Source organism: Paraoerskovia marina DSM 21750, assembly GCF_000701465.1.
In the GTDB taxonomy this organism is placed as follows: domain Bacteria; phylum Actinomycetota; class Actinomycetes; order Actinomycetales; family Cellulomonadaceae; genus Paraoerskovia; species Paraoerskovia marina.
In genome coordinates this window covers 144,928-167,782 of record NZ_JNIY01000006.1, presented here as the reverse complement: position 1 = coordinate 167,782, position 22,855 = coordinate 144,928, and the positions used below count along the sequence as shown (strand labels likewise).

Here is a 22,855-nt window from a genome sequence, read left to right as displayed (position 1 = left end):
GTCGTGCCCGGTCTCGCTACGCGGAGGTGACGACCAGTGCCACGTTGTGACCACCGAAGCCGAACGAGTTGTTGATCGCGGCGACGTCGCCCGTCGGGATCTCACGGGGTGTGTTCCGGACGAGGTCGAGGTCGAGCTCGGGATCCGGCTCGGTGACGTTGATTGTCGGCGGCGCCTGCCGGTCCGCCAGCGCCTTGATCGTGAAGATCGACTCGAGGGCGCCCGCTCCACCGAGAAGGTGGCCCGTCATCGACTTCGTCGCGGACAGCGAGACCTGGTCGGCGTCGTCGCCGAGGAGCGAGCGGATGCTGCGTGCCTCGACGAGATCGCCGACGGTCGTCGACGTCGCGTGTGCGTTGACGTGGCGGACGTCGCTCGTGGAGAGTCCGGCGTTCTCCAGGGCGCTGCGCATGGCGGCGATCTGGCCCCGTCCCTCGGGGTCGGGCGACGTCATGTGGTAGGCGTCGGAGCTCAGGCCGACTCCGGCGATCTTCGCGTACACGCGGGCGCCACGGGCGGCGGCGTGCTCCGCGCTCTCGAGGACGACGACGGCTGCACCCTCGCCGAGGACGAACCCGTCGCGGGTCACGTCGTACGGGCGGGAGGCGCCCTCGGGGTCGTCGTTGCGGGTCGAGAGCGTGCGCGACGCGGCGAACGCGGCGATCGGCATCGGGTGGATCGCCGCCTCGGTGCCGCCGGCGACGACGACGTCTGCGCGACCCGTGCGGATCATCTCGAGCCCGTACCCGATGGCCTCGGCACCGGACGCGCAGGCCGAGACGAGCGCGTGCGCTCCGGCGCGGGCACCGATCTCCAGCTCGACGTAGGCCGAGGGGGAGTTGGGCATCAGCATCGGCACGGTCATCGGGAGCACGCGGCGCGGGCCGCGCGAGTTCATGGTGTCCCAGGCGTTGAGGATCGTCTGGATGCCGCCGATGCCCGAGGAGACGACCGCGCCGAGACGGTCCCCGTCCACCTCCGGGGAACCGGCGTCGGCCCATGCCTCCCGGGTGGCGACGACGGCGTACTGGGCCGACAGGTCCATCCGCTTGGTCTCGGGCCGGCTCAGGACCTCGTCCGAGGGGACCTTCAGCTGAGCCGCGAAGGTGACCGGCATCTCCCAGTCGCCGAGGAACTCCTCGGAGAGCCTGTTCACGCCTGACTCGCCGGCGAGGGCGGCGCGCCACGTGGACTCCACGTCACCACCGAGGGGGGTCGTGGCTCCCAGGCCGGTGACGACGACGTCGGGGACGGTGCTCATGGCGACTCCTACGGGGTCATGGTGGGGCAACGGGTGCAGAAACCTGCGTGCGTGAAGACGAGGGTGCGGGCGGCCGGGCCGGGTGGTCACCCGGCCCGGCCCGCGGATCAGGCCTGGGCCTTGGTGATGTAGCTGACGGCGTCGCCGACGGTCGCGAGGTTCTTGACGTCCTCGTCGGGGATGCGGACGTCGAACTTGTCCTCGGCGTGCGTGACGATGGTCATCATCGAGAGCGAGTCGATGTCGAGGTCGTCGGTGAAGGACTTCTCGAGGACGACGGCGTCGGTCGGCAGACCGGTCTCTTCGCTGACGATCTCGGCGAGGCCCGCAAGGACTTCCTGCTCGGTGGCAGCCATGGTGTATCTCCTTGATGTCTGCCCCGGTGGCCCGGAGCATGGTGATCACGGCGTGCCGGGTGGCAGCCGCAGGACAGTGGAACTAAGGGAGTGCGATGACCTGCGCGGCGTAGACGAGCCCGGCGCCGAACCCGATCTGGAGCGAGAGGTCGCCGGACTTCACCTGACCCTCGCGCAGCAGCCGTTCGGTCGCGAGCGGGATCGACGCGGCCGACGTGTTGCCGGTGTCGGCGATGTCGCGTCCGATCACCACCGACTCCGGGAGCCGGAGCTGCTTGATCAGCTGGTCGATGATGCGCATGTTCGCCTGGTGCGGGACGAACGCCTGGATCTGGTCGGCGGTGACCCCGGCGGCGTCGAGCGCCCGCTGGGCGATCGGGGCCATCTGGAAGCTCGCCCACTTGAAGACCGAGGGACCGTCCTGGCGCAGCGTCGGCCATCCGGCGTCGGGCGTCGTCTTCATCGCGTCCCACGCGTGCGTCTGACCGATCGCCCCCGCCTTGGACCCGTCGGAGCCCCAGACCGTCGGGCCGATGCCGGGGACGTCGGACGGGCCGACGACCGCGGCACCGGCGCCGTCGCCGAGCAGGAACGAGATGCTCCGGTCGGTCGGGTCGATGAAGTCGCTCATCTTCTCCGCGCCGACGATCAGCACGTACCGGGCGGCGCCGGAGCGCACCAGTGCGTCTGCCTGGCCGACGGCATAGCTGAAGCCGGCACAGGCCGCAGAGATGTCCCACGCGGCTGCAGGCGTCGCACCGATCCGGTCGGCCAGGACGGCGGCGGCGGCCGGGGTCTGCTCGAAGTGGGTCACGGTGGAGACGATGACGGTGTCGATGTCCGCCCCGGTGAGGCCGGCGCCGGTGAGCGCCTCGCGTGCCGCCTCCTCGGAGAGGTCGATCACCGTGACGTCTGCGTCCGCACGGCGTCGCGTGACGATCCCGGTGCGCTGCTGGATCCACTCGTCGGAGGAGTCGATCGGTCCCGCGATGTCGTCGTTCGTGACGACGTTCGCACCGCGCGCCGCACCGATGCTGAGGATCCGTGACCCCGTCGGTGTCTCGGGCAGGCGAAGGGTGGGAGTGCTCACGCGGTGGTCTCCTCGGTCTCGGTCGGGGTGGTGCCGTGGTGCCGCGACGCCAGCTCGAGGGCGGCGTCCAGGTCCTCGGGCGTCTTGACGGCTACCGTCTCGACACCGCGCATCGCACGTCGAGCGAGGCCGGTGAGGACCCCGCCGGGCGCGAGCTCGATCAGACCCGTCACGCCCAGCGTAACGAGTGTCTCCTGGCACAGGTCCCACCGCACCGGGGCGACCACCTGGGCGCCGAGCCGCTGCAGCACGTCGGCGCCCGCGCCGTCTCCCTCGCCGGAGATCTGACCGTACGACCGTCCGTCCGCGTTCGAGAGCAGCGTGACCGTGGGGTCCGCCGACTCCCACCCGTCGAGCACCGCGGCGAACTCGTCGCGGGCGGGCTCCATGAACGGCGTGTGGAACGCGCCGGCCACCTGGAGCGGACGCACCCGGGCGCGCTCGGGCGGGTTCGCCGTGAGCTTCTCGATGCCCTCGGGGGAGCCCGCCGCGACGACCTGTCCGGCGCCGTTGACGTTCGCGGGCCAGAGACCAGCCGCCTCGATGGCCGCGAGCACCGCCTCCGGCTCGCCCCCGAGAACCGCAGCCATTCCGGAGGGTGCCGCCGCCGCGGCGGTCGCCATCGCCTTCGCTCGGTGCGTGACGAGCCGGACCGCGCTCTCGCCGGTCAGCACGCCCGCGACGGCCGCGGCGGACAGCTCACCGACCGAGTGGCCCGCGGTGACGTCGATCGCGTCCGCCGCCGCGGTGCCGTCGAGCAGGTTCTCCGCGGCGAGGATCGCGGTGGCGACGAGGAGCGGCTGGGCGATCGCCGTGTCCTTGATCGTCTCGGCGTCGGACGTCGTCCCGTGGGTGGCGAGGTCGATGCCGGCCGCCTCGGAGAACGCCGCGAGGCGCTCCGCGACACCGGGGACCTCGAGCCAGGGGCTGAGCATTCCGGGGGACTGGGAGCCCTGTCCAGGGCAGACGACTGCGAGCACCCGTCAACTGTGCCTGGCGCGGGCGCTCGCGTGACGTGGCGGCGCGCACGAAGGTTGCGACGGTGTGTTGTGCAGTACCTACAACTCGGCGCCACCGTGGGTGTCAGCGTCGGGCGCCGAGCTGACCGACGGCGAGCGCGATCTGCAGCACGAAGGACTCGCGGGCGTCCAGGGGGTCCCAACCCGTCACCTCGGAGACCTTCTTCAGCCGGTACCGCACGGTGTTGGGGTGGACGTAGAGGTTGCGGGCCGCGGCCTCGAGCGATCGTCCGGTCCCGAGGTAGGCCGAGAGGGTCTCGAGGATCGAGCCGGTCGCCTCCTCCAGGGGCCGGTACGCCTGCGCCACCAGGGTGCGGCGTGCGATCGCGTCTCCTGTCAGCACGCGCTCGGGCAGCAGGTCGTCGGCGAGCACGGGCCGCGGGGCCTGCGGCCAGGCCGGGGCCGCCGCGAGTCCTGCCAGGGCCGCCTGGGCCGACCGCGCGGCGTCGTCGAGGCCGGGGACGGTGGGTCCGATGACGACCGGGCCGGGCCCGAAACGTGGGAGGAGCGTCGCCGCCGCGGCCTGGAGATCGCTCTCGCCCCCGATGACGAGGACGATGCGGTCGCCGTGGATCCCGACCAGAGCGTCCCCGGCGGCCCGGCGGGTCGCCCGCCGCAGGTCCGCCGTCCGGACCTCGTCGAGCGGGCCGTCGGTCGTCCCGACCATGACCAGGGTGCTCCCGCGCCCGCCCCACCCGAGGGCCGAGACCCGCGACCGCACGGAGTGGTCCGTGTCGCCCCGCACGAGCGCGTCGACGACCAGTGCCTCCAGGCGGGCGTCCCACGCGCCCCGCACCTCGGCCGCGCGGGCGTAGACCTCGGCGGCCGAGAACGCCACCTCGCGCGAGTAGCGCAGCACGGCCTCGCGCAGGTCGCGCTCGTGCCCCGGGACCGCCAGCCGGTCGCTGTTCTCCTCGACGACCTCGACGACGAGACGCACGAGCTGGAGCGTGTGCTGGAGCGAGATCGACCGCGTGAGCTCGGGGGGAGCCGCGGCGAAGATCTCGTTCACACCGTGCGGGGCTCGCGAGGGGTCGGCGAACCAGGACGTGAAGGCCGAGATGCCGGCCTGCGCGACGAGTCCGATCCACGAGCGGTCCTCCGCGGGCAGCGCCCGGTACCAGTCGAGCTCGTCGTCGAGACGCCGGAGCGCGGCTGCCGTGAGCAGACCGCCGCCGTCGCGGACGCGCTGGAGGTGGTCGGGGGTGGAGGTCACCGCGCGATCATATCCACATCGGATTGTAGAGATTCCACAACGTCCCCGGTGTGCGTGTCGGTCGCCCCGCGTGTCCGCGCGAACCGGAAGGGTCGTCCGGAGCGCCGCCCAGGGTGAGTTGGTGACGTGGAGGCTAGGGTGAAGGCATGGCCCTCATGCCCCGTCTTCGACAACTGATCCGACGACAGCCGACGTCGACGATCGGCGCGCGACGGCCCACCACGAGCGGACGACGAGGGGACACCGTGCACGAGGACGCCCTGCGAGCCATGCTGGCCGACGACCCCAACGACGCGCGCGCCTTCCAGGCCCTGGCAGAGATCGTGCGCCGCCGCGCCGCCGACGCCCACGTTCCCGACGACCCGCTCGCGGCACCGGTCGACGAGCAGGAGGTCCAGCGGGCGGCCGACCTCGCCGTCTGGTCGCTGGCCGAAGAGCTCGCCGGCAACCCGCGCGGGTGGTACCCGCTGGTCGAGCTCGGGCGTCTCTCGGTCGACGAGGACCTCGACGGCGCGCTGCGCCGGTTCGCCACGGCGACCGACCGGGACCCCACGGGTCAGGCGCTCGCCGAGTCGGTCGTCGGGCTGCGGGAGTCGGGACACGCGGTGGACGCGCTCGGGCTCGGCATCGGGCACTGGCGAACCCGGGAGCACGTCCCCGAGGTCGGTCGACAGCTGGTGCTCGCCGCCCTGGACGCCGACCGGGTCGCCGACGCGCGCAACCATCTCGACGCGCTCGCGGCGCACCCCGACTCGGACGCCGTCAAGGCGATGACCCCCGAGCTCGAACGGGCGATCACGCAGCGGGAGCAGAGCACCGGGCGCTGAGCCGGCCAGACATGACGAACGCCCTCCCACCTCGTCCGAGGTGGGAGGGCGTTCGTCGTCCGAGCCGGACGGTCAGGCGTCGCCGCCGGCGTTGCCGGAGGTGCCGGCGTTCACGTCGTGCAGCGCGTACTTCTCGATGGCCTGCGAGACCGACTCCGCGGGGACCTTGCCCTGTCGTGCCAGCTGCTGCAGCACCCGGACGACGACGGACGGGCCGTCGATCTTGAAGTACCGACGGGCAGCGGCACGGGTGTCGGAGAACCCGAACCCGTCGGCACCGAGCACCGCGTAGTCGCCCGGAATCCACTGGCGGACCTGGTCCGGGACCATGTGGTCGAAGTCCGACGTCGCGACGAACGGGCCGTCCGCGCCCTGCAGCTTCTGCGTCAGGTACGGGACCCGAGCCTCGCGCTCCGGATACAGGAACGCGTCCTGGTCCGCGGCGAGACCGTCACGCCGGAGCTCGTTCCACGAGGTGACCGACCAGACGTCGGCCGACACGCCCCAGTCCTTCGCGAGGAGCTCCTGAGCCTCGAGGCCCCACGGCACACCCACGCCCGAGGCGAGGATCTGAGCCTTCGGGCCCTCGGCGTCGGACACCGAGACACGGTGGATGCCGCGCTTGATGCCCTCGACGTCGACGTCCTCCGGCTCGACCGGCTGGATCATCGGCTCGTTGTACACGGTCAGGTAGTACATGACGTTCTGGTCGCGCCCGTCCGAGCCGTCCCCGTACATGCGCTCGATGCCGTCGCGCACGATGTGGCGGATCTCGTAGCCGTAGGCCGGGTCGTACTGCACGATCGCGGCGTTCGTCGCCGCGAGGATCGGGGAGTGCCCGTCCGCGTGCTGCAGGCCCTCGCCGGTCAGGGTCGTGCGCCCCGCCGTCGCGCCGATGATGAACCCGCGCGTCATCTGGTCGCCGGCAGCCCAGAACTGGTCGCCGGTGCGCTGGAACCCGAACATCGAGTAGAAGATGTAGACGGGGATGAGCGCCTCGCCGTGGGTGGCGTACGACGTGCCGACCGACTGGAACGCGGAGGCCGAACCGGCCTCGTTGATCCCCGTGTGCATGATCTGGCCGGACTCGGACTCCTTGTAGGAGAGCATGAGCTCGCGGTCGACCGCCAGGTAGTTCTGGCCGAGCGTGTTGAAGATCTTCGCCGACGGGAAGATCGAGTCGAGCCCGAACGTCCGGGCCTCGTCCGGGATGATCGGGACGATGCGCTTGCCGATCTCCTTGTCCCGGATCAGGTCTTTGAGCAGGCGGACGAACGCCATCGTGGTGGCGATCTCCTGCTTGCCCGAGCCCTTCTTGAGGATCTCGTATGTCTTCTCGCCCGGGAGCTCCAGCGGCGCGGGGGAGTCGCGCCGCTCGGGCACGAACCCGCCGAGACGCTTGCGACGGTCCAGCATGTACTGGATCTCCGGGGCGTCCATGCCCGGGTGGTAGTACGGGGGCTCGTACGGGTTGGCGTCGAGCTCCTCGTCCGTGATCGGGATGCGCAGGTTGTCACGCAGCACCTTCAGGTCGTCGATGCCGACCTTCTTCATCTGGTGCGTCGAGTTGCGACCCGCGAACGTCGAGCCGAGACCGTAGCCCTTGATCGTGTGCGCGAGGATGACCGTCGGCTGACCGGTGTGGTTGCGCGCCGCCTCGTACGCCGCGAACAGCTTGCGGTAGTCGTGACCGCCGCGCTTGAGGTTCCAGATGTCGTCGTCGGTCATGTTCTCGACCAGCGCCTTGGTGCGCGGGTCACGGCCGAAGAAGTGCTCGCGGATGAACGCGCCGTCCTCGGCACGGTAGGTCTGGTAGTCGCCGTCCGGCGTCGTGTTCATCAGGTTGACCAGCGCGCGGTCCTTGTCCGCGTTGAGCAGGGTGTCCCACTCGCGGCCCCAGACGACCTTGATGACGTTCCAGCCGGCGCCACGGAAGAAGGCCTCGAGCTCCTGGATGATCTTGCCGTTGCCGCGGACCGGGCCGTCGAGGCGCTGCAGGTTGCAGTTGACCACGAAGTTCAGGTTGTCGAGGTTCTGCTGCGCGGCGAGCTGCAGCATGCCGCGCGACTCGGGCTCGTCCATCTCGCCGTCGCCGAGGAACGCCCAGACGTCCTGCTGGCTGGTGTCCTTGATGCCACGGTTGTGCAGGTACTTGTTGGTCCACGCCTGGTAGATCGCCGACGACGGGCCGAGGCCCATAGAGACGGTCGGGAACTCCCAGAAGTCGGGCATGAGGCGCGGGTGCGGGTAGGACGGAAGCCCGCCGCCCTCGTGGGAGTGCTCCTGGCGGAAGCCGTCGAGGTCGTCGGCGGAGAGCCGGCCCTCGAGGAAGGCACGGGAGTACACGCCGGGGGAGGCGTGGCCCTGGAAGTAGATCTGGTCGCCGCCGCCCGGGTGGTCCTTGCCGCGGAAGAAGTGGTTCAGGCCCACCTCGTAGAGCGTCGCCACCGACGCGTAGGACGAGATGTGGCCGCCGACGCTGATCTCGGGACGCTGCGCGCGGGTCACCATGACCGCGGCGTTCCACCGGTTCCAGCTGCGGTACCGGCGCTCGATGACCTCGTCACCGGGGAAGTACGGCTCCTCGTGGACACCGATCGTGTTGACGTACGGCGTGTTGATGGAGGTCGGGATGGCCACGTTGCGTTCCCGCGCCCGCTTCAACAGGTTGAGCAGGACGTACCGGGCACGGGGGCCGCCCCGGTCGTCGATCAGCCCGTCCAGGGACTCGACCCACTCGCTCGTCTCGGCGGGGTCGATGTCCGGTACCTGGCTGAGCAGGCCGTTAATCAGCGGCCTGGTCTCGTCGTTCGATGCCACCAGAATCCTCTTGTCTCGTTCGGAGCTTCACGCCGGGCTTCGTCTGCCCGGATCTGCTCGCCTCGGACCCCTCAGCGTGCGACGTGCGGCATGGCCGCGGGCACACGGATCAGGATGGTCGCTTCCCATTCTGTTGCCGAACGGCGCAGAAGTCACTTGCACAGCAAAGATCTGGGCGTGATTTCCCTGACATTCCGTGTGAATCATGGTGGCGGAGGCAGAGATCCGCGAGGTGGGCTACCTTTGCGGGCAGAAGCCGCACCTGTGCGGGAAACCCGGTGAGAGGATGAGTAGAACTGTGGCAGCGACCGCTGACCTGTACGACGCGGACCGACTGAGGTTCACGAGCGGACAGGTCGTCCAGGAGTTCGGATGGGGCGAAGACGTCGACGACGACTTGCGTGCTCTGATCGAGAAGGCCGTCGGCTCGGAGCTCGTGGACGAGGACTTCGGTGAGGTCACCGACGCCGTGATCGCCTGGTACCGCGCCGACGACGGCGATCTCACGGATCTCCTCGTGGACGTCCAGACCGTGCTCGACGACGGTGGCCCGATCTGGATCCTCACCCCCAAGCCCGGCCGTGACGAGCACGTCGGCCACCCCGTCATCCAGGAGGCGGCCACCACCGCGGGGCTGCACGCGATGACGACCTTCGCCGTCGCACCCGACTGGTCGGCCACCCGACTCGGTCCCAGCGGGCGCAACCGCTGACGGTGACGCTCGCGGTCGGAGACCGCGTCCCGCCCGTCGTGGCGTCGGACACGTCCGGAGAGCCTGTCGTGCTCGACGGTTCGGAGGAACCGCTGGTTCTCGTGTTCGTCCCCTATGCCTTCTCCCCTGTCTGTACGGGTGAGGTGCACGCTCTCCGGGAGCTGGCGGGCGACGTCGTGCAGGCGGGACTTCGACTTTTCGTGGTCTCCTGCGACTCGCTCCCCGCGCTCCGCGCCTGGCTGGAGCACGAGCCGTACGACGGCGTGAGTGACTTCTGGCCGCACGGTGCGGTGGCGCGTGCCTTCGGTGTGTTCGACGAGGACCGGGGCGCAGCGCGGCGTGGGAGCTTCCTCGTCGCCGACGGTGAGGTCCGCTGGGCCGTGCGGTCCGACCCCGGCTCTGCGCGGCCGACAGCCGCCTATCGCGCCATGATCGACGGGTGGCGCGGTTCCACCTCACCCTGATCGACCCGGTATGCTCCGTGGTTGCCAGGGCCTGTAGCTCAGTTGGTTAGAGCGCCACGTTTACACCGTGGATGTCGGGGGTTCGAGTCCCTCCGGGCCCACCCGTCCCTCGCCTGTTCCTCACCCCTCGCTGTGCCGGCCCCGCCTCGCGCCCCGTCGCGAGGTCGACCCCTGCGCGCGAGGTCGACCCTGCCAGGCACTACCTCGCGCGCAGGGGTCGACCTCGGGGTGCAGCGACAGGGTCGCAGAGTGAAATGACCTGGGCCGCCCCAGATCGGCATGCGACGATACGACGATGATCCGACCTGTCGAGCAGTCCGAGAAGCTACGTGGCGTCCTCTACGACATCCGGGGTCCTGTGGCGGCACGTGCGGCAGAGCTCGAGTCCGAGGGGCACCAGATCCTCAAGCTCAACATCGGCAACCCGCAACACTTCGGCTTCGACGCGCCGTCGACGATCCTCCAGGACATGATCGCCGGCCTGCCCGGCTCCGTCGGCTACTCGGAGTCGCGCGGCATCAAGTCGGCACGGCGCGCGGTGGTCAACGAGTACCAGCTCCGCGACGGGTTCCCGCACCTCGACATCGACGACGTCTGGCTCGGCAACGGTGTCTCGGAGCTCATCCAGCTCTCGTTGCAGGCCCTGCTCGACAACGGCGACGAGGTGCTGATCCCCGCGCCGGACTACCCGCTCTGGACCGCCGTGACCAAGCTCGCGGGCGGTGAACCGGTGCACTACCGGTGCGACGAGAACGACGGCTGGAACCCGGACATCGCCGACCTCGAGTCGAAGATCAACGAGCGCACGCGCGCGATCGTCGTCATCAACCCCAACAACCCGACCGGTGCCGTCTACGACCGGCCGCACCTGGAGCAGATCGCCGAGCTCGCCCGCAAGCACGGGCTGATCCTCATGTCCGACGAGATCTACGACAAGATCCTCTACGACGGCGCGCAGCACATCTCGACGGCGTCCGTCGCGCCCGACGTCCTGACGCTCACCTTCGGCGGACTCTCGAAGGCCTACCGCATCTGCGGGTACCGCGCGGGCTGGCTCGTCGTCACGGGCCCCAAGTCGCACGCCAGGAGCTACCTCGAGGGGCTCGACCTCCTCGCGTCGATGCGGCTGTGCCCGAACGTCCCGGCGCAGAACGCGATCCAGGTGGCGCTGGGCGGCTACCAGAGCATCGACGACCTGGTCGGCCCTGGGGGGCGCCTGCGCTCGCAGCGCGACGCGGCGGTCACGGCGCTGGAGAAGATCCCGGGCGTGACCGCGGTGACGCCCAAGGCGGCGCTCTACGTCTTCCCACGTCTCGATCCCGAGGTCTACCCCATCAGGGACGACGAACAGCTCGCTCTCGACCTCCTGCTCCAGGAGAAGATCCTGCTCACCCACGGCACCGGCTTCAACTGGCCGACGCCCGACCACCTGCGGATCGTGACGCTCCCGTGGGCAGAAGATCTGACCGAGGCGATCGGACGGCTCGGGAACTTCCTCTCGACGTACGAGCAGCATTAGGACCATGCTCTCCCCGCGACTGCGGCAGGGGAGCCGTCAGCGGGGCGGGAGCGACCCGAGACCGTGTGCGGTCAGTGCCCTGTCGACGGCGGCTGCTCGCGCCTCGGGGGAGTAGAGCTCGGTGTCGGCGGTGCTGAGCGACGTCAGGCCCTCGACGAGACTGACGAGCGCGAGCGTCGTCGCCGCGACGTCCAGACGCGGGTCGTCGGGACGTGCCTCGCCGACCAGCCCACGGACACGCTCGACGAACGACCGGTTGCCGGCGACGTGGCGCGCCCGCAGCTCGTCGTCGTCGAGGGCCGCCGCCAGAAAGCCGAGCCAGATCCGCGCGTCCTGCGTGCGCTCGTCGTCGTCGGGCAGCGCGGCCATCAGCGTCTCGCGGAGCCGGGCGGCCGCGGGTGCGTCGGCCATGTCCTCGTCGATCGCGGCGAGCCGCCGCGCGGCGCGCTCGTGCTGCAGGGCACGCGCATGGGCGAGGAGCGCTCGCTTGTCGGCGAAGGTGTGCATGATCAGGCCGGTGCTGCACCCCGCCTCGCGGGCGACGGCGCGCACGCTCAGCGACTGCGGGCCGCCGCGCGCCATGACGGCACGGACGGCCTCGGAGATCCGGCGTGCCGCGTCGGCGTCCTTGGGGCGTGCCACGTTTCCTCCTCCATCATGCGGCGCGATCGGCGCCGGAACGAGTGTTACGGTAACGCACGTTCCGTCGGATCAGAGAAGTGGGATACACGTGAGCGCACGAACGTTCGAGGTCCGGCCCGTCGTCTGGGACCACCCGGATGCCGACCGGCTCCGTCGAGCGCAGCGGGCCGAGCTCGACGAGCGATACGGCTGCGACGACCACGAGCCCGGCGCGGCGCCGACCACCGAGGACATCGCGGTCTTCGTGCTCGCGCGTGACGCGACCGGCGCGCCGGTCGCCTGCGGTGGCCTGCGCCTGCTCGACGTCGCTGGCCCGCCGTCCGCCGAGATCAAACGCATGTTCGTGGTCCCGGCCTCGCGCGGATCGGGCGTGGCCTCCGTCGTGCTGCGCGCGCTCGAGGACGCGGCGAGCGAGCGCGGCGTTCGCCGGCTCGTCCTGGAGACCGGCACCGAGCAGCCCGACGCCGTGCGCTTCTACGAACGGGAGGGTTACTCCGAGATCCCTCTCTACGGGCCGTACGTCGGTTCGGAGCTCTCCCGGTGCTTCGCACGGACGCTCGACTGACCGAGGCTCGCGCTCGGAATCGGTCGTCGTCGGCGGGGCGGGCACGAGAGACTGGCCCCATGCACCTCGTCTGCCGACCCGGCACCGGCGGCCCCGACGGCCCTGACGGCCCCGAGGTGCTCGCCGTGCCGCCGGGGCAGGACGTGGCGCAACCGCCCGAGACCTTCACGACGGCGTACGACCGGTCGTCGTCGACGGACCGGTGGGTGTGGGCGGACACGGCCGTGACCTATCGCGACCTGCTGCGCGGGGGGCATCGCGTCGAGCGTGCCCACGACCTGCGGCTTGCGCGCAGGGTGCTGCGCTCGGCGGCGGCCCTCGAGGGGTCGACGTACGCGACGGCGCCCGCCGATCCCTGGGACGATCCCACGCCCGTCGCGTCGTCGTTCCCGGCACGGCAGGCGGAGACGCTCTTCGACGTGGCAGCGCCGGTCGCGCCCGACCCCGTCGAGGAGCTCCTCGCGCAGCAGGAGGCCGTGGACGGTTCGGCCCGCCCCGGAGCCCTCCGCCTGCTGCTGGCGGCGGAGTCGTCCGCCGCCCTCGTCGCGGCCGAGATGCACCATGCCGGCCTGCCGTGGAGCGCCCGCGTGCACGACGAGCTCCTGCGGTCGGAGCTCGGACCCCGGCCCCGTGACGGCGAGCGACCGGCGCGCATGCACGAGCTTGCCGAGTCGGTCCGGGCCGCGCTGGACGCGCCGTCCCTGAACCCCGACAGCCAGCCGGACCTTCTGCGCGCGCTGCGGTACGCCGGGGTGTCCGTCGACTCGACACGTCAGTGGGACCTCGAGCGCGTCGACCACCCCGTGATCGGACCGCTGCTCGAGTACAAGAGACTCGCCCGGCTCCTGACGGCCAACGGGTGGGCGTGGATCGACGCCTGGGTGCACGACGGCCGGTTCCGGCCGGACTACGTCGTCTCCGGCGCACCGTCGGGTCGCTGGGCGACCAGCGGCGGGGGAGCCCTCCAGCTCCCGCACGCCGTACGACCCGCGGTGGTGGCCGACCCCGGCTGGACCCTCGTCGTCGCCGACGCGGCCCAGCTCGAACCGCGGGTGCTCGCCGGTCTGGCGCGCGACGAGCGGTTGGCGACCGCGGGCCGCGGAGGCGACATCTACGCGGGGCTCGTGGACCAGGGGGTGGTCGACTCGCGCGAGCACGCGAAGGTCGGGATGCTCGGCGCGCTGTACGGCGGCACGTCGGGCGACAGCGGCCTGGTGCGCCCGCGGTTGGTCCGTGCGTTTCCCGCCGCTCTGGGTTTCGTCGACGCGGCAGCGCGCGAGGGTGAACGCGGGCGGCGGGTCAGCACCCTGCTCGGCCGGACCTCACCCCCGCCGTCGGGCGGGTGGGGCGAGGCCCAGAGCGGTGCGTTCGCCGACTCCGCCACGGCCGACGACGAGTCCCGGGCCCGCGCGACGGGGCGTGCCCAGGGGCGGTTCACCCGGAACTTCGTCGTCCAGGGGACCGCGGCCGAGTGGGCCTCGTGCTGGCTGGCGAGCATCAGGCAGCGGCTCGCGGCCCTGCCGGACGCCACCGACGCCTGCCTCGCGCCGGCGCCGTTCGCCGAGCAGGCCCACCTCGTCTACTTTCTCCACGACGAGGTGGTGGTGCACGCTCCGGCGGGGCAGGCCGACGACGTCGCGGCGATCCTGCGTGAGTCGGCCGCGGCCGCAGGGCGACTTCTCTTCGGCGACCTCGACCTCGACTTCCCCGTGACCGTCGCCGTCGTCGAGTCGTACGCCCGGGCGAAGTGACTACCCTGAGCACGTGACCTCACCACGCCTCAGTGACGTCGTCGGCGTCCTCCACGACCTCTATCCGCCCGGAACGGCACAGGACTGGGACGCCGTCGGGCTGGCCGCGGGCGACCCGGACGCGCCCGTGGCCAAGATCCTGTTCGCCGTCGACCCGGTCGAGACCGTCGTCGACGAGGCGCTCGAGTGGGGCGCCGACCTCCTGCTGACGCACCATCCGCTGTTCCTGCGGGGTGTCCACGGGGTCGCGGCCACGACCGCGAAAGGCGCGCTCGTGCACCGGCTCATCCGCGGTGGTTGCGGGCTCTACGTGGCCCACACGGACGCCGACGCGGCACCCGGAGGCGTCGCCGACGCGCTGGCCGAGGTGCTCGGCGTCGAGAACCGGGTCCCGCTCGTCCCCGGTGACGACCCGGACCGGGGGATCGGCCGCGTCGGGGTGCTCGCGGAACCGACGAGCCTGGCGTCCTTCGCCCGCCGCGCTGCGCGAGTGCTGCCGGCGACCGCCCAGGGGGTCCGGGTGGCGGGCGACCCGGATGCGCTCGTGAGCACCGTGGCCGTGGTCGGCGGCGCGGGAGACTCGCTCTTCGACGCGGTGCGCGCCAGCGGCGCCGACGTCTACGTCACGGGTGACCTGCGCCACCACCCGGCGTCCGAGCTGCGGGAGCGAGCTGCCCACGACGGACGCGCGAGCGGCGGTGCGCCCACGCCGTACCTCGTCGACGTCGCGCACTTCGCCGGAGAGTGGACCTGGCTCGCCGCCGCGGCCAGCACGGTGGCCCACCGCCTCGCCGGTACGGTAGAGACCCGCGTCAGCACGCGCTGCACCGACCCGTGGACGTTCCAGATCCCGTCGTCCGACGCTCCCGACCGAGAGGACCACCCGTGACCACAGCACCGCCCGAGGATCAGCACCGACTCCTGGCCGTCCAGGACGTCGACATCCGGATCCAGCAGCTCGAGCACAAGAAGCGCAACCTCCCCGTGCTGGAGCGCATCGCCGAGCTCGACGGGCAGCTGAGCGACCTCTCGTCGTCGCTGGTCCAGTCCCGCACGCGTGCCTCCGACCTGCGTCGCGAGCTCACCAAGGCCGAGGGCGACGTCGAGCAGGTGCGCACACGTGCCGCGCGGGACCAGTCGCGACTGGACTCCGGGCAGGTCGGCGCGAAGGACGCGCAGGCGCTGATGAGCGAGCTCGAGACGCTCGGTCGTCGCCAGGAGGCGCTCGAGGAGGTGGAGCTCGAGGTGATGGAGCGGCTGGAGGCGCACACCGCGTCGCTGCAGAGCGTCGAGACGGCGCATGCCGAGCTCGAGGCCGCCCGGACCGCTGCCGTCGCCGAGCGTGACGCGGAGACCGCGGAGATCGACCGCAGCCTCGAGGTCGCCCAGGCGGACCGTGCTCGGGCCGTCGAGGGCATCGACGCGCCGCTGCTCGCCCTCTACGACAAGGTGCGGGCCAAGACCGGTGGCCGTGGCGTCGTCGCGCTCAAGGGCTCGTTCCTCGAGGGGCTGAACCTGAATCTCGCGCCCGCGGAGGTCGCCGAGATCACGGCGGCCGCTCCCGAGACGGTCGTCCGGCTCGAGGACCACGGTCACATCGTCGTCCGCGGAGACTTCTAGGTCGTGGGCCGGCGACACCTGGTCGTCGAGGCCGACGGTGGCTCCCGCGGCAACCCGGGCCCTGCCGGCTACGGCACGCTCGTCCGGGACGACGACGGGGCCGTGCTCGCAGAACGCGCGGGCTATCTGGGTGAGACGACGAACAACGTCGCCGAGTACACGGCACTCGTCGTCGGGCTGACGGCCGCGGCGGCGATCGACCCCGCGGCGGTCGTCGACGTCCGGATGGACTCGAAGCTCGTCGTCGAGCAGATGAGCGGCCGATGGAAGATCAAGCACGAGGACATGCGTCGGCTCGCCGAGCAGGCGCGGTCCGTGATCGACCCGGCGCAGGTCCGCTACACGTGGATCCCCCGTGCGGAGAACTCGGCGGCCGACGCCCTCGCGAACGAGGCCATGGACACGCGGGAGGCCGAGATCGTCCGGGACTTCGGCGACGTCGTCACCTCTGGGCAGGCGGAGGGTGCGCGAAGGGCCCGCGGCGGCCCGCGCCGTCGCCTGGACCCGTCCGTCGCCACGACCCTGGTGCTCGTGAGACACGGTGAGACCGCGCTGACCGAGCGCGGTGCGTACTCCGGCGCGGTCGCTCCCGGCCCTGCCCTCACGTCGACGGGCCGGATACAGGCGGCTCGAGCCGCCGATCTCGTCCAGCGGGTCGGTCGCAAGGCCTGGGGCGACCTCCCGTTCGTGTCCCGGATCGTCGCGTCGCCCCTCGAGCGAGCAACCGAGACAGCGGCTGCGCTCGGCCGGCGGCTCGGGCTGCACGTCCGTCCGGACGCCCGTCTGCGCGAGTGTGCGTTCGGCGACTGGGAGTCTTTGACGGCCGACGAGATCGATGCGCGGTGGCCCGGGGAGCTCGCGGAGTGGTACGAGTCCGGGACGTCCGTACCGCCCGGCGGGGGCGAGAGCGCGCGGGACGTCGGGGAGCGGGTTGCGCCCGCGCTCGCGGAGCTGGTGGCCGCGCATCCCGGGTCGAGCGTCGCGGTCGTGGGTCACACGATCCAGATCCGCGCGGCCCTGGGACTCGCACTCGACGTCCCGCCGTCGCGGTGGGGCACGATCCGTCTGCCTCCGGCGTCGGTCTCGATCCTCCGCGTCTGGCCCGAGGGCCTGACGGAGGTCGTGGCGATCGGGGTCCCGAGCGACCTCTGACGCGGCTACGAGATGAGGAGCTCGAGCGTGCGTGGCCCACGCCCGCTCGCGGAGAGGCCGGCCTCGAGCAGCGTGTAGTGCAGCCCGCTGCCGACCTCCGTGCCGACCGTGGTCCCGACCAGCTCCTCGGTCGCCTTGAGAAGCTCGTCGGCCGAGGTCGGCTCTCCCGGGCGCTGGAGGAGGTGGCCCGTCAGGACGCCGCGGGTGTGCTTCGCGTTGTGAGAGACGACCTTGCGCACGCCGGCAACCTCGCGGACGACCTTGACCGCGACCCAGTCGGCGTCGGCGGGCGGCTTCCACGCCGCTGCGTACGGTGCGGACCGGCAGTCGACGACGACGTCGCCACCCGCGCGTCCGTCGAGCGCACGGGACAGGTGCGGGCGCCACGCCGTCGCCAGCTTTCCCAGGCCCGGCAGCGTGCCCATCGAGAGCCGGTAGGCCGGGATGAGGTCGCCGGGCGCGACGGCACCCCACAAGGCCGAGATCGTGAGGACCGAGCGGTCGGCGCGTTCCGCCGCCGCGGGACGGAGGGCGTCGAGTCCGGCGGCCGCGTAGAGCACACCGGTGTACACCGACGAGGCGGGAGCCGTAGGTGCGCCGTCGAGGTGCAGGTTCCGTTCGACGTCGGACGCGACCCCGGCCCCGACCCCGAGGAGCTCGAGGGCATCGGGTCGCGCGCTTACGTCGGCGAGGACGTCCAGGACGGCCCGACGGTGCGCGTTCAGGGTGGGATGGCTGAGCTTCTCGAGAGTGAAGGGTGCCCCGGTCGTGGGGGCGGTCTTTCCCTCGGACGGGGGGAGGAGGACGAGCACCGTCCTACTCTATGCGGGCCCCGGGGCGGGCTCGTCGTCCGGCGGTACCCTGCCGAGATGGTGCAGGTGAAGATCTACGGTCGACGTGACGTCTGGAGCGATCGGAAGCAGGAGCTCTCGGACGTCGTCCACCGGTGCGTCGTCGCGGTATGGAAGATCCCCGAGGACAAGCGTTTTCATCGAATCCTCCTGGCCGAACCGGGAGAGTTGATCGCTCCCACGAGGTCAGATTCATATCTGATTGTTGAGATTGTCTGTTTTGCAGGCCGTTCGGTTGACGCGAAGAGAGAGCTGGTGCGCGCGATGTACGACGACGTCACCCCGGCGCTCGGGCTCCGGGCGGACGACCTCGAGGTCGTGCTCCTCGAGGCCCCACGCGAGAACTGGGGGATCCGCGGGTTCGTCGGCGACGAGCTCACCCTCGGGTACCGGGTGGACCTCTGAGCACCGGTACACTTCTGGTGCGGATGAGTCGGCCGGACGGTCGCGTCGCCGGGCAACCGGTGCCGAGGAACGTCCGGGCTCCACAGAGCGCGGTGGTGGGTAACGCCCACCCGGGGTGACCCGCGGGACAGTGCCACAGAAAACAGACCGCCCATCGGTTTCGGCCGGTGGGTCAGGGTGAAACGGTGGTGTAAGAGACCACCAGCGGGCCGGGTGACCGGTCCGGCTAGGTAAACCCCACCGGGAGCAAGGTCGCACAGGATGCGTACGAGGGCTGCTCGCCCGAGCATCCGGGTAGACCGCTGGAGACGTGCGGCGACGTACGTCCTAGATGGATGGCCGTCTCCCGCTCGCGGGCAACTGCGGGCGGTGACAGAACCCGGCGTACAGGCCGACTCATCCGCTCACTTTTAGTGAACGTTCAATTGAATCCTCGGTGCACCCCGTGGGTCGATCATGGATTCACCCCACAAGACCTTTCGCATCATGCATTAGGTGGGTTATGTTTCCCCCACCAAGGCAGAAAGGAAACGGGTGATGCGGATTCCGCAGCCAGGAGGGGGCATCGTTCTTCGCGAGCGCGAGGGCGAGAGTGTTGTGGAGCTGTGGGGCGAGATCGACATCTCTCTGCGTGCCGAGGCGGGCGAGGTGATGTCGGACGCCGTCGAGCGTGGACTGCCGGTGGTGCTCGACACCCGGAAGGTCGCCTTCATGGACTCGACGGGAATCGCGTTCCTCGTGCAGTTCGTGACTCTCGGTCGCGAGCGCGGGTTCTCGGTGGCGCTCCCGGACCCGCCGGCTGCCGTCGTCGACGTCCTCGAGATCGTCGGGGTCCAGGGTCTCTTCGCGACCGGCCCCCGGGTGATCCGGCGCCAGAGCGCCTGAGCCCTACTTCTTCTGCCGGGCGGCCATGCGGGCCGCACCCACGATCCCTGCCGCGTTGCGCAGTGTCGCCGGGACGATCTCGGCACGCAGGTCGAGCAGCGGCAGGAACTTCTTGTGATGCTTGCTCACGCCGCCGCCGATGACGATGAGATCGGGCGCGAGGAGGAACTCGACGGTCTCGAAGTACCGCTGGAGCCGCTCCGCCCAGGCCTCCCAGCTCAGGTCCTCCCGCTCCTTCGCACTGTGTGCCGCGCGGCTCTCCGCGTCGTGCCCGTCGATCTCCAGGTGGCCCAGCTCGGTGTTGCGCACGAGCCGTCCGTCGGTGAACAGTGCGCTGCCGATCCCGGTGCCGAGCGTCGCGACGAGCACCGTGCCCTTTGCCTTGCGTGCCGCACCGAACGTCAGCTCGCCCACCCCTGCCGCGTCGGCGTCGTTGAGCGCGACGGCGCGGCGCCCGGTGGCTCGTTCGACGATCTCCGGCAGGTGCGTGCCCTGCCACGACGCGTCGAGGTTGGCGATGCTCGTCACGACACCGTCGTGGATCGGCCCGGGGAACGCGATCCCGATCGGCAGCTTCTTGGGCAGGTCGTAGGCGTCGACGAGCTCGCGGATCACCTCGGCGACGGCGTCCGGCGTCGAGGGCTGCGGCGTCGCGATGCGGTGGCGCTCCTCGGCGAACTCGCCCGTCGTGAGATCGACGGGCGCGCCCTTGATCCCCGAACCGCCGACGTCGATCCCGAAGGCCACGCGCTTCGATGTCTTCTTCTTGCCCATGACGCCGTCCCTTGATCACTGCGTGCGGTCGGATCCCGCCGGTCTGCGGGCAGTCTACGGATTCCTGGCGGATCTGCGACGTCGGTCGGTGATCACGTGCCTCACAGTGCACGCCGGGGCAGGATGGGGGCATGAGCGACGAGGGAGCACGAGAGTTCTATTTCGACACCGAGAGCGGCGAGGTCTCGGAGGGTCGACGCAGCGACTGGACGTCGCGGCTGGGGCCCTACCCGACGCGAGAGGCCGCGGAGAACGCCCTCGCGACCGCGCGGGCGCGCACCGAGGCCTGGGACGCGGAGGACGAGGACGACTCCTAGCGGACCCGTCGGGCCTACGTCTCGAACGTGTGCTCGGGTGCCGGGAACTCCGTGCTCCGCACGGCGGTAACGTAGTCGGACGCCGCCGACTCCAGCGCCGCCCCGATCTCGGCGAACCGGCGGGCGAACCGTGGCGACCACGGCCCCATGCCCGCCATGTCCGTCCACACGAGCACCTGCCCGTCGCACGCCGTCCCGGCACCGATGCCGATCGTCGGGACGGCCAGTGCCGCGCTGACCCGTTCGGCCACGGGCCCCGGGACCATCTCGAGGACGACGGCGCACGCCCCGGCCTCCTCGAGGGCGAGCGCGTCCTCGAGGAGCCGGGCCGCGGCGTCGTCCCCGCGGCCCTGGACCCGGTGCCCGCCGAGCGTGTTCTCGGACTGCGGTGTGAACCCGAGGTGCCCGAACACGGGGATCCCGGACTCGACCATGAGGCGCAGGTGCGGGGCGACGCGCGTCCCGCCCTCGATCTTGACCGCGTGCGCGCCGCCCTCCTTGAGGAGCCGGACCGCCGTCGCGTGCGCCTGGGCGGGCGAGGCCTCGTAGCTGCCGAAGGGCAGGTCGACGAGCACCAGGGCGCGCCGGGCGGCACGCGTGACCGAGCGTGCGGCGACGATCATCTCGTCGACGGTCACGGGGATCGTGTTCGCGTGCCCGAGCATGTTGTCGCCGACCGAGTCGCCCACGAGAAGCATGTCGACACCCGCGGCGTCGAAGATCCGGGCCGTCGGGCCGTCGTACGCCGTCAGCATCGTGAGCTTCTCACCGGCGGCCTTCGCCTCGGTCAGGTGGTGGACGCGAACGCGCTTGCGGTCCGCGACCGACGGGGTGGTGGGCTGGTTCATGGTGTCCTCGGGTCTCGATTCGGCAGGGGTGCACGCGTCGTGCGGGTCAGGCCTCGCGCCATCGTGAGGTGACGGGCAGGCGTCGGTCACGGCCGAAGGCCAGGGCGGTGACCTTGGGGCCGAGCGGGTACTGCCGCCGCTTCCACTCCGCACGGTCCACGAGCGAGAGCACCTTGTCGACGACCGCCGGGTCGAACCCGCGGGCGAGGAGGTCGGCCCGACCCTCGGCATGTTCCACGTAGGCGTCGAGGACCTCGTCGAGCAGGTCGTACGGCGGCAGCGAGTCCTGGTCGACCTGACCAGGGCGCAGCTCGGCCGACGGCGGCTTGGTGATCGAGCTCTCGGGGATCGGTGGGATCTCCCCGCGGTCGAGCGCTGCGTTGTTGCGCCAGCGGGCCAGCGCCCAGACCCGTGACTTGTCCACGTCCTTGATCGGTGCGTACCCGCCGACCGCGTCGCCGTAGACCGTCGAGTAGCCCACCGCCAGCTCGGTCTTGTTGCCCGTGGCGAGGACGAGATGGCCGTCCGTGTTGGAGAGCGCCATCAGGATGTTGCCTCGGACGCGTGCCTGGATGTTCTCGGCCGCGACACCCTCGAGGCCCAGCGCGGCCTCGTAGCTCTCGACGACCGGGCCGATCGGCTGCACCCGGTACGTGGCACCGATCCGCTCGGCGAGGTCGGCGGCGTCGTCTTTCGAGTGCCCCGAGGAGTAGCGGGACGGCATCGAGACGCCGACGACGTTCTCCCCGCCGATCGCGTCCGCGGCCATCACGGCGACGAGCGCCGAGTCGATCCCTCCCGACAGCCCGAGGGCGACGCTGCGGAACCCGTTCTTGCGGACGTACCCGGCCAGCCCGGCGACGCAGGCGCGATACACGAGCTCGTCCGGGTCCAGCTCGGCGGTGACCTCGGTGCGCAGGAGCGGCGCGTCGTCCTCGGGGAGCGTCCACAGCAGAAGGTGCTCGTCGAACCGGGGTGCCGTCGCGAGGATCTCGCCGTCGGGCGACGCCACGAACGACCCCCCGTCGAAGACGAGGTCGTCCTGCCCGCCGACCATGTTCACGTACGCGAGCGGCGCGCCGACCTGCGCGGCCCGTCGTGCGGCGAGCTCGGTGCGCTGGTGCTCCTTGCCCTCCTCGAACGGCGACCCGTTGATCACGAGCAGCAGGTCGGCCCCGGCGTCCGCCACCTGGGCCGTCGGCCCGTCCTGCCAGATGTCCTCGCAGACGAGCAGGCCGACACGGCGGCCCCCGACGTCGACGACGCACGGATCCGTGCCCGGCTCGAAGATCCGGAACTCGTCGAACACGCCGTAGTTGGGGAGGTGGTGCTTGTCGTAGGACGTGACGACGGCGCCGTCCCGGACGACGACGGCACGGTTGGTCGGCAGCTCGTGGGCCGCCCCGACGTGCGCGCGGCCGGTCCCCGACGTCCCGACGGTGCCGAAGACGACCGTGAGGTTGCCCAGGCCGTCCTGCGCGAGCCGGGTCGCGACGTCGGCTGCGGCGTCCCAGGCCGCCCGGCGGAACGAACCGCGCAGGGCGAGGTCTTCGATCGGGTACCCCGTGAGCGTCATCTCGGGGAACGCGACGAGGTCGGCCCCGGCCTCCGCGGCACGTCGTGTCCATTCGACGACGGTCGCGGAGTTGGCGTCCAGGTCGCCGACGCACGTGTCGACCTGCGCGAGCGCGATCCTTAGTTCAGGCATGCGGTCAGCCTACCGACCGGCGGGGGTGTGCTCGCTGCGTTCGGCGGCCGCCC

23 protein-coding genes, 1 tRNA gene and 1 other RNA gene are annotated in these 22,855 nt (G+C 71.3%); 14 read left to right on the top strand and 11 right to left on the bottom strand.

Annotated elements, in window-relative coordinates; genetic code table 11:
- Nucleotides 1–16 precede the first annotated feature (16 nt).
- From fabF to Q343_RS0111070, 5 genes are all read right to left on the bottom strand, one after another.
- Entirely contained in the window at nucleotides 17–1,261 is a 1,245-nt protein-coding gene (fabF, locus tag Q343_RS0111090) for a beta-ketoacyl-ACP synthase II (protein ID WP_029253649.1), read from the bottom strand.
- A 107-nt stretch (nucleotides 1,262–1,368) separates the two neighbouring features.
- Nucleotides 1,369–1,617: an acyl carrier protein gene (locus Q343_RS0111085; RefSeq protein WP_029253648.1), complete on the bottom strand. Its 249-nt coding sequence runs from the start codon at nucleotides 1,615–1,617 to the stop codon at nucleotides 1,369–1,371.
- Nucleotides 1,618–1,699: 82 nt separating this feature from the next.
- Nucleotides 1,700–2,707, bottom strand: coding sequence for a beta-ketoacyl-ACP synthase III (locus Q343_RS0111080; protein ID WP_029253647.1), 1,008 nt, complete (start codon nucleotides 2,705–2,707; stop codon nucleotides 1,700–1,702).
- A complete protein-coding gene (locus tag Q343_RS0111075; RefSeq protein ID WP_029253646.1) occupies nucleotides 2,704–3,687 on the bottom strand; it encodes an ACP S-malonyltransferase in 984 nt (327 codons plus the stop codon). The genes Q343_RS0111080 and Q343_RS0111075 overlap by 4 nt, the downstream gene beginning before the upstream one ends.
- Nucleotides 3,688–3,790: 103 nt before the next feature.
- The gene (locus tag Q343_RS0111070) at nucleotides 3,791–4,942 is read right to left on the bottom strand and encodes a PucR family transcriptional regulator (RefSeq protein WP_043110007.1); all 1,152 of its coding nucleotides are present in this window, start codon (nucleotides 4,940–4,942) and stop codon (nucleotides 3,791–3,793) included.
- A 146-nt stretch (nucleotides 4,943–5,088) separates the two neighbouring features.
- Between Q343_RS0111070 and Q343_RS0111065 the strand changes: the two genes are divergently transcribed.
- Nucleotides 5,089–5,769, top strand: coding sequence for a hypothetical protein (locus Q343_RS0111065; protein WP_029253644.1), 681 nt, complete (start codon nucleotides 5,089–5,091; stop codon nucleotides 5,767–5,769).
- A gap of 72 nt (nucleotides 5,770–5,841) precedes the next feature.
- Here the strand turns inward: Q343_RS0111065 and aceE are convergent, their stop codons facing one another.
- Nucleotides 5,842–8,589 (bottom strand): pyruvate dehydrogenase (acetyl-transferring), homodimeric type, encoded by a 2,748-nt coding sequence (gene aceE, locus Q343_RS0111060; protein WP_029253643.1) that lies wholly within the window; start codon nucleotides 8,587–8,589, stop codon nucleotides 5,842–5,844.
- Nucleotides 8,590–8,875: 286 nt separating this feature from the next.
- Between aceE and Q343_RS0111055 the strand changes: the two genes are divergently transcribed.
- The 4 genes from Q343_RS0111055 (at nucleotide 8,876) to Q343_RS0111040 (ending at nucleotide 11,284) form a co-directional block, all read left to right on the top strand.
- Nucleotides 8,876–9,301, top strand: a complete 426-nt coding sequence (locus Q343_RS0111055; RefSeq protein WP_029253642.1) for a DUF3052 domain-containing protein — start codon at nucleotides 8,876–8,878, stop codon at nucleotides 9,299–9,301.
- A 2-nt stretch (nucleotides 9,302–9,303) separates the two neighbouring features.
- A complete protein-coding gene (locus Q343_RS0111050; protein ID WP_052367129.1) occupies nucleotides 9,304–9,765 on the top strand; it encodes a redoxin domain-containing protein in 462 nt (153 codons plus the stop codon).
- 27 nt (nucleotides 9,766–9,792) lie between these two features.
- Nucleotides 9,793–9,866: transfer RNA gene (locus Q343_RS0111045), tRNA-Val, on the top strand.
- Between the two features lie 194 nt (nucleotides 9,867–10,060).
- On the top strand, nucleotides 10,061–11,284 hold the full coding sequence (locus Q343_RS0111040) for a pyridoxal phosphate-dependent aminotransferase (RefSeq protein ID WP_029253640.1): 1,224 nt from the start codon (nucleotides 10,061–10,063) through the stop codon (nucleotides 11,282–11,284).
- A 36-nt stretch (nucleotides 11,285–11,320) separates the two neighbouring features.
- Here Q343_RS0111040 and Q343_RS0111035 read toward each other — a convergent pair whose 3' ends face one another.
- On the bottom strand, nucleotides 11,321–11,926 hold the full coding sequence (locus Q343_RS0111035; protein ID WP_029253639.1) for a TetR/AcrR family transcriptional regulator: 606 nt from the start codon (nucleotides 11,924–11,926) through the stop codon (nucleotides 11,321–11,323).
- Nucleotides 11,927–12,014: 88 nt separating this feature from the next.
- Between Q343_RS0111035 and Q343_RS0111030 the strand changes: the two genes are divergently transcribed.
- Genes Q343_RS0111030 through Q343_RS0111010 form a run of 5 tightly spaced genes read left to right on the top strand, consistent with a single transcriptional unit; the run spans nucleotide 12,015 to nucleotide 17,014 of the window.
- Complete coding sequence (locus Q343_RS0111030) at nucleotides 12,015–12,491, top strand: GNAT family N-acetyltransferase (RefSeq protein WP_029253638.1); 477 nt, start codon at nucleotides 12,015–12,017, stop codon at nucleotides 12,489–12,491.
- Between the two features lie 59 nt (nucleotides 12,492–12,550).
- The gene (locus tag Q343_RS0111025) at nucleotides 12,551–14,242 is read left to right on the top strand and encodes a bifunctional 3'-5' exonuclease/DNA polymerase (RefSeq protein ID WP_052367128.1); all 1,692 of its coding nucleotides are present in this window, start codon (nucleotides 12,551–12,553) and stop codon (nucleotides 14,240–14,242) included.
- A gap of 13 nt (nucleotides 14,243–14,255) precedes the next feature.
- Nucleotides 14,256–15,131 carry a Nif3-like dinuclear metal center hexameric protein gene (locus tag Q343_RS0111020; protein WP_029253636.1) on the top strand — a complete coding sequence of 292 codons (876 nt, stop codon included), beginning with the start codon at nucleotides 14,256–14,258 and terminating at the stop codon, nucleotides 15,129–15,131.
- Nucleotides 15,128–15,862: a zinc ribbon domain-containing protein gene (locus Q343_RS0111015; RefSeq protein ID WP_029253635.1), complete on the top strand. Its 735-nt coding sequence runs from the start codon at nucleotides 15,128–15,130 to the stop codon at nucleotides 15,860–15,862. Before Q343_RS0111020 ends, Q343_RS0111015 begins: the two co-directional genes overlap by 4 nt.
- A gap of 3 nt (nucleotides 15,863–15,865) precedes the next feature.
- Complete coding sequence (locus Q343_RS0111010; protein WP_029253634.1) at nucleotides 15,866–17,014, top strand: bifunctional RNase H/acid phosphatase; 1,149 nt, start codon at nucleotides 15,866–15,868, stop codon at nucleotides 17,012–17,014.
- A 5-nt stretch (nucleotides 17,015–17,019) separates the two neighbouring features.
- Here the strand turns inward: Q343_RS0111010 and Q343_RS0111005 are convergent, their stop codons facing one another.
- The gene (locus Q343_RS0111005; protein ID WP_029253633.1) at nucleotides 17,020–17,826 is read right to left on the bottom strand and encodes a YaaA family protein; all 807 of its coding nucleotides are present in this window, start codon (nucleotides 17,824–17,826) and stop codon (nucleotides 17,020–17,022) included.
- Between the two features lie 57 nt (nucleotides 17,827–17,883).
- On the opposite strand from Q343_RS0111005, the gene Q343_RS0111000 reads away from it, so the two are divergent.
- From Q343_RS0111000 to Q343_RS0110995, 3 genes are all read left to right on the top strand, one after another.
- The gene (locus Q343_RS0111000) at nucleotides 17,884–18,270 is read left to right on the top strand and encodes a tautomerase family protein (protein ID WP_029253632.1); all 387 of its coding nucleotides are present in this window, start codon (nucleotides 17,884–17,886) and stop codon (nucleotides 18,268–18,270) included.
- Between the two features lie 24 nt (nucleotides 18,271–18,294).
- Nucleotides 18,295–18,673: RNase P RNA component class A (gene rnpB, locus Q343_RS14595), an RNA gene on the top strand.
- Between the two features lie 134 nt (nucleotides 18,674–18,807).
- Nucleotides 18,808–19,155: an STAS domain-containing protein gene (locus Q343_RS0110995; protein WP_029253631.1), complete on the top strand. Its 348-nt coding sequence runs from the start codon at nucleotides 18,808–18,810 to the stop codon at nucleotides 19,153–19,155.
- A 3-nt stretch (nucleotides 19,156–19,158) separates the two neighbouring features.
- Here Q343_RS0110995 and ppgK read toward each other — a convergent pair whose 3' ends face one another.
- Nucleotides 19,159–19,929, bottom strand: a complete 771-nt coding sequence (ppgK, locus tag Q343_RS0110990; protein ID WP_029253630.1) for a polyphosphate--glucose phosphotransferase — start codon at nucleotides 19,927–19,929, stop codon at nucleotides 19,159–19,161.
- A 131-nt stretch (nucleotides 19,930–20,060) separates the two neighbouring features.
- On the opposite strand from ppgK, the gene Q343_RS0110985 reads away from it, so the two are divergent.
- Complete coding sequence (locus Q343_RS0110985; protein WP_029253629.1) at nucleotides 20,061–20,246, top strand: hypothetical protein; 186 nt, start codon at nucleotides 20,061–20,063, stop codon at nucleotides 20,244–20,246.
- A gap of 14 nt (nucleotides 20,247–20,260) precedes the next feature.
- On the opposite strand, the gene panB is transcribed toward Q343_RS0110985, so the two are convergent.
- Both panB and Q343_RS0110975 read right to left on the bottom strand, forming a co-directional pair.
- Nucleotides 20,261–21,094, bottom strand: coding sequence for a 3-methyl-2-oxobutanoate hydroxymethyltransferase (panB, locus tag Q343_RS0110980; protein WP_029253628.1), 834 nt, complete (start codon nucleotides 21,092–21,094; stop codon nucleotides 20,261–20,263).
- A gap of 46 nt (nucleotides 21,095–21,140) precedes the next feature.
- On the bottom strand, nucleotides 21,141–22,802 hold the full coding sequence (locus Q343_RS0110975) for an NAD+ synthase (RefSeq protein WP_029253627.1): 1,662 nt from the start codon (nucleotides 22,800–22,802) through the stop codon (nucleotides 21,141–21,143).
- Between the last annotated feature and the right edge of the window lie 53 nt (nucleotides 22,803–22,855).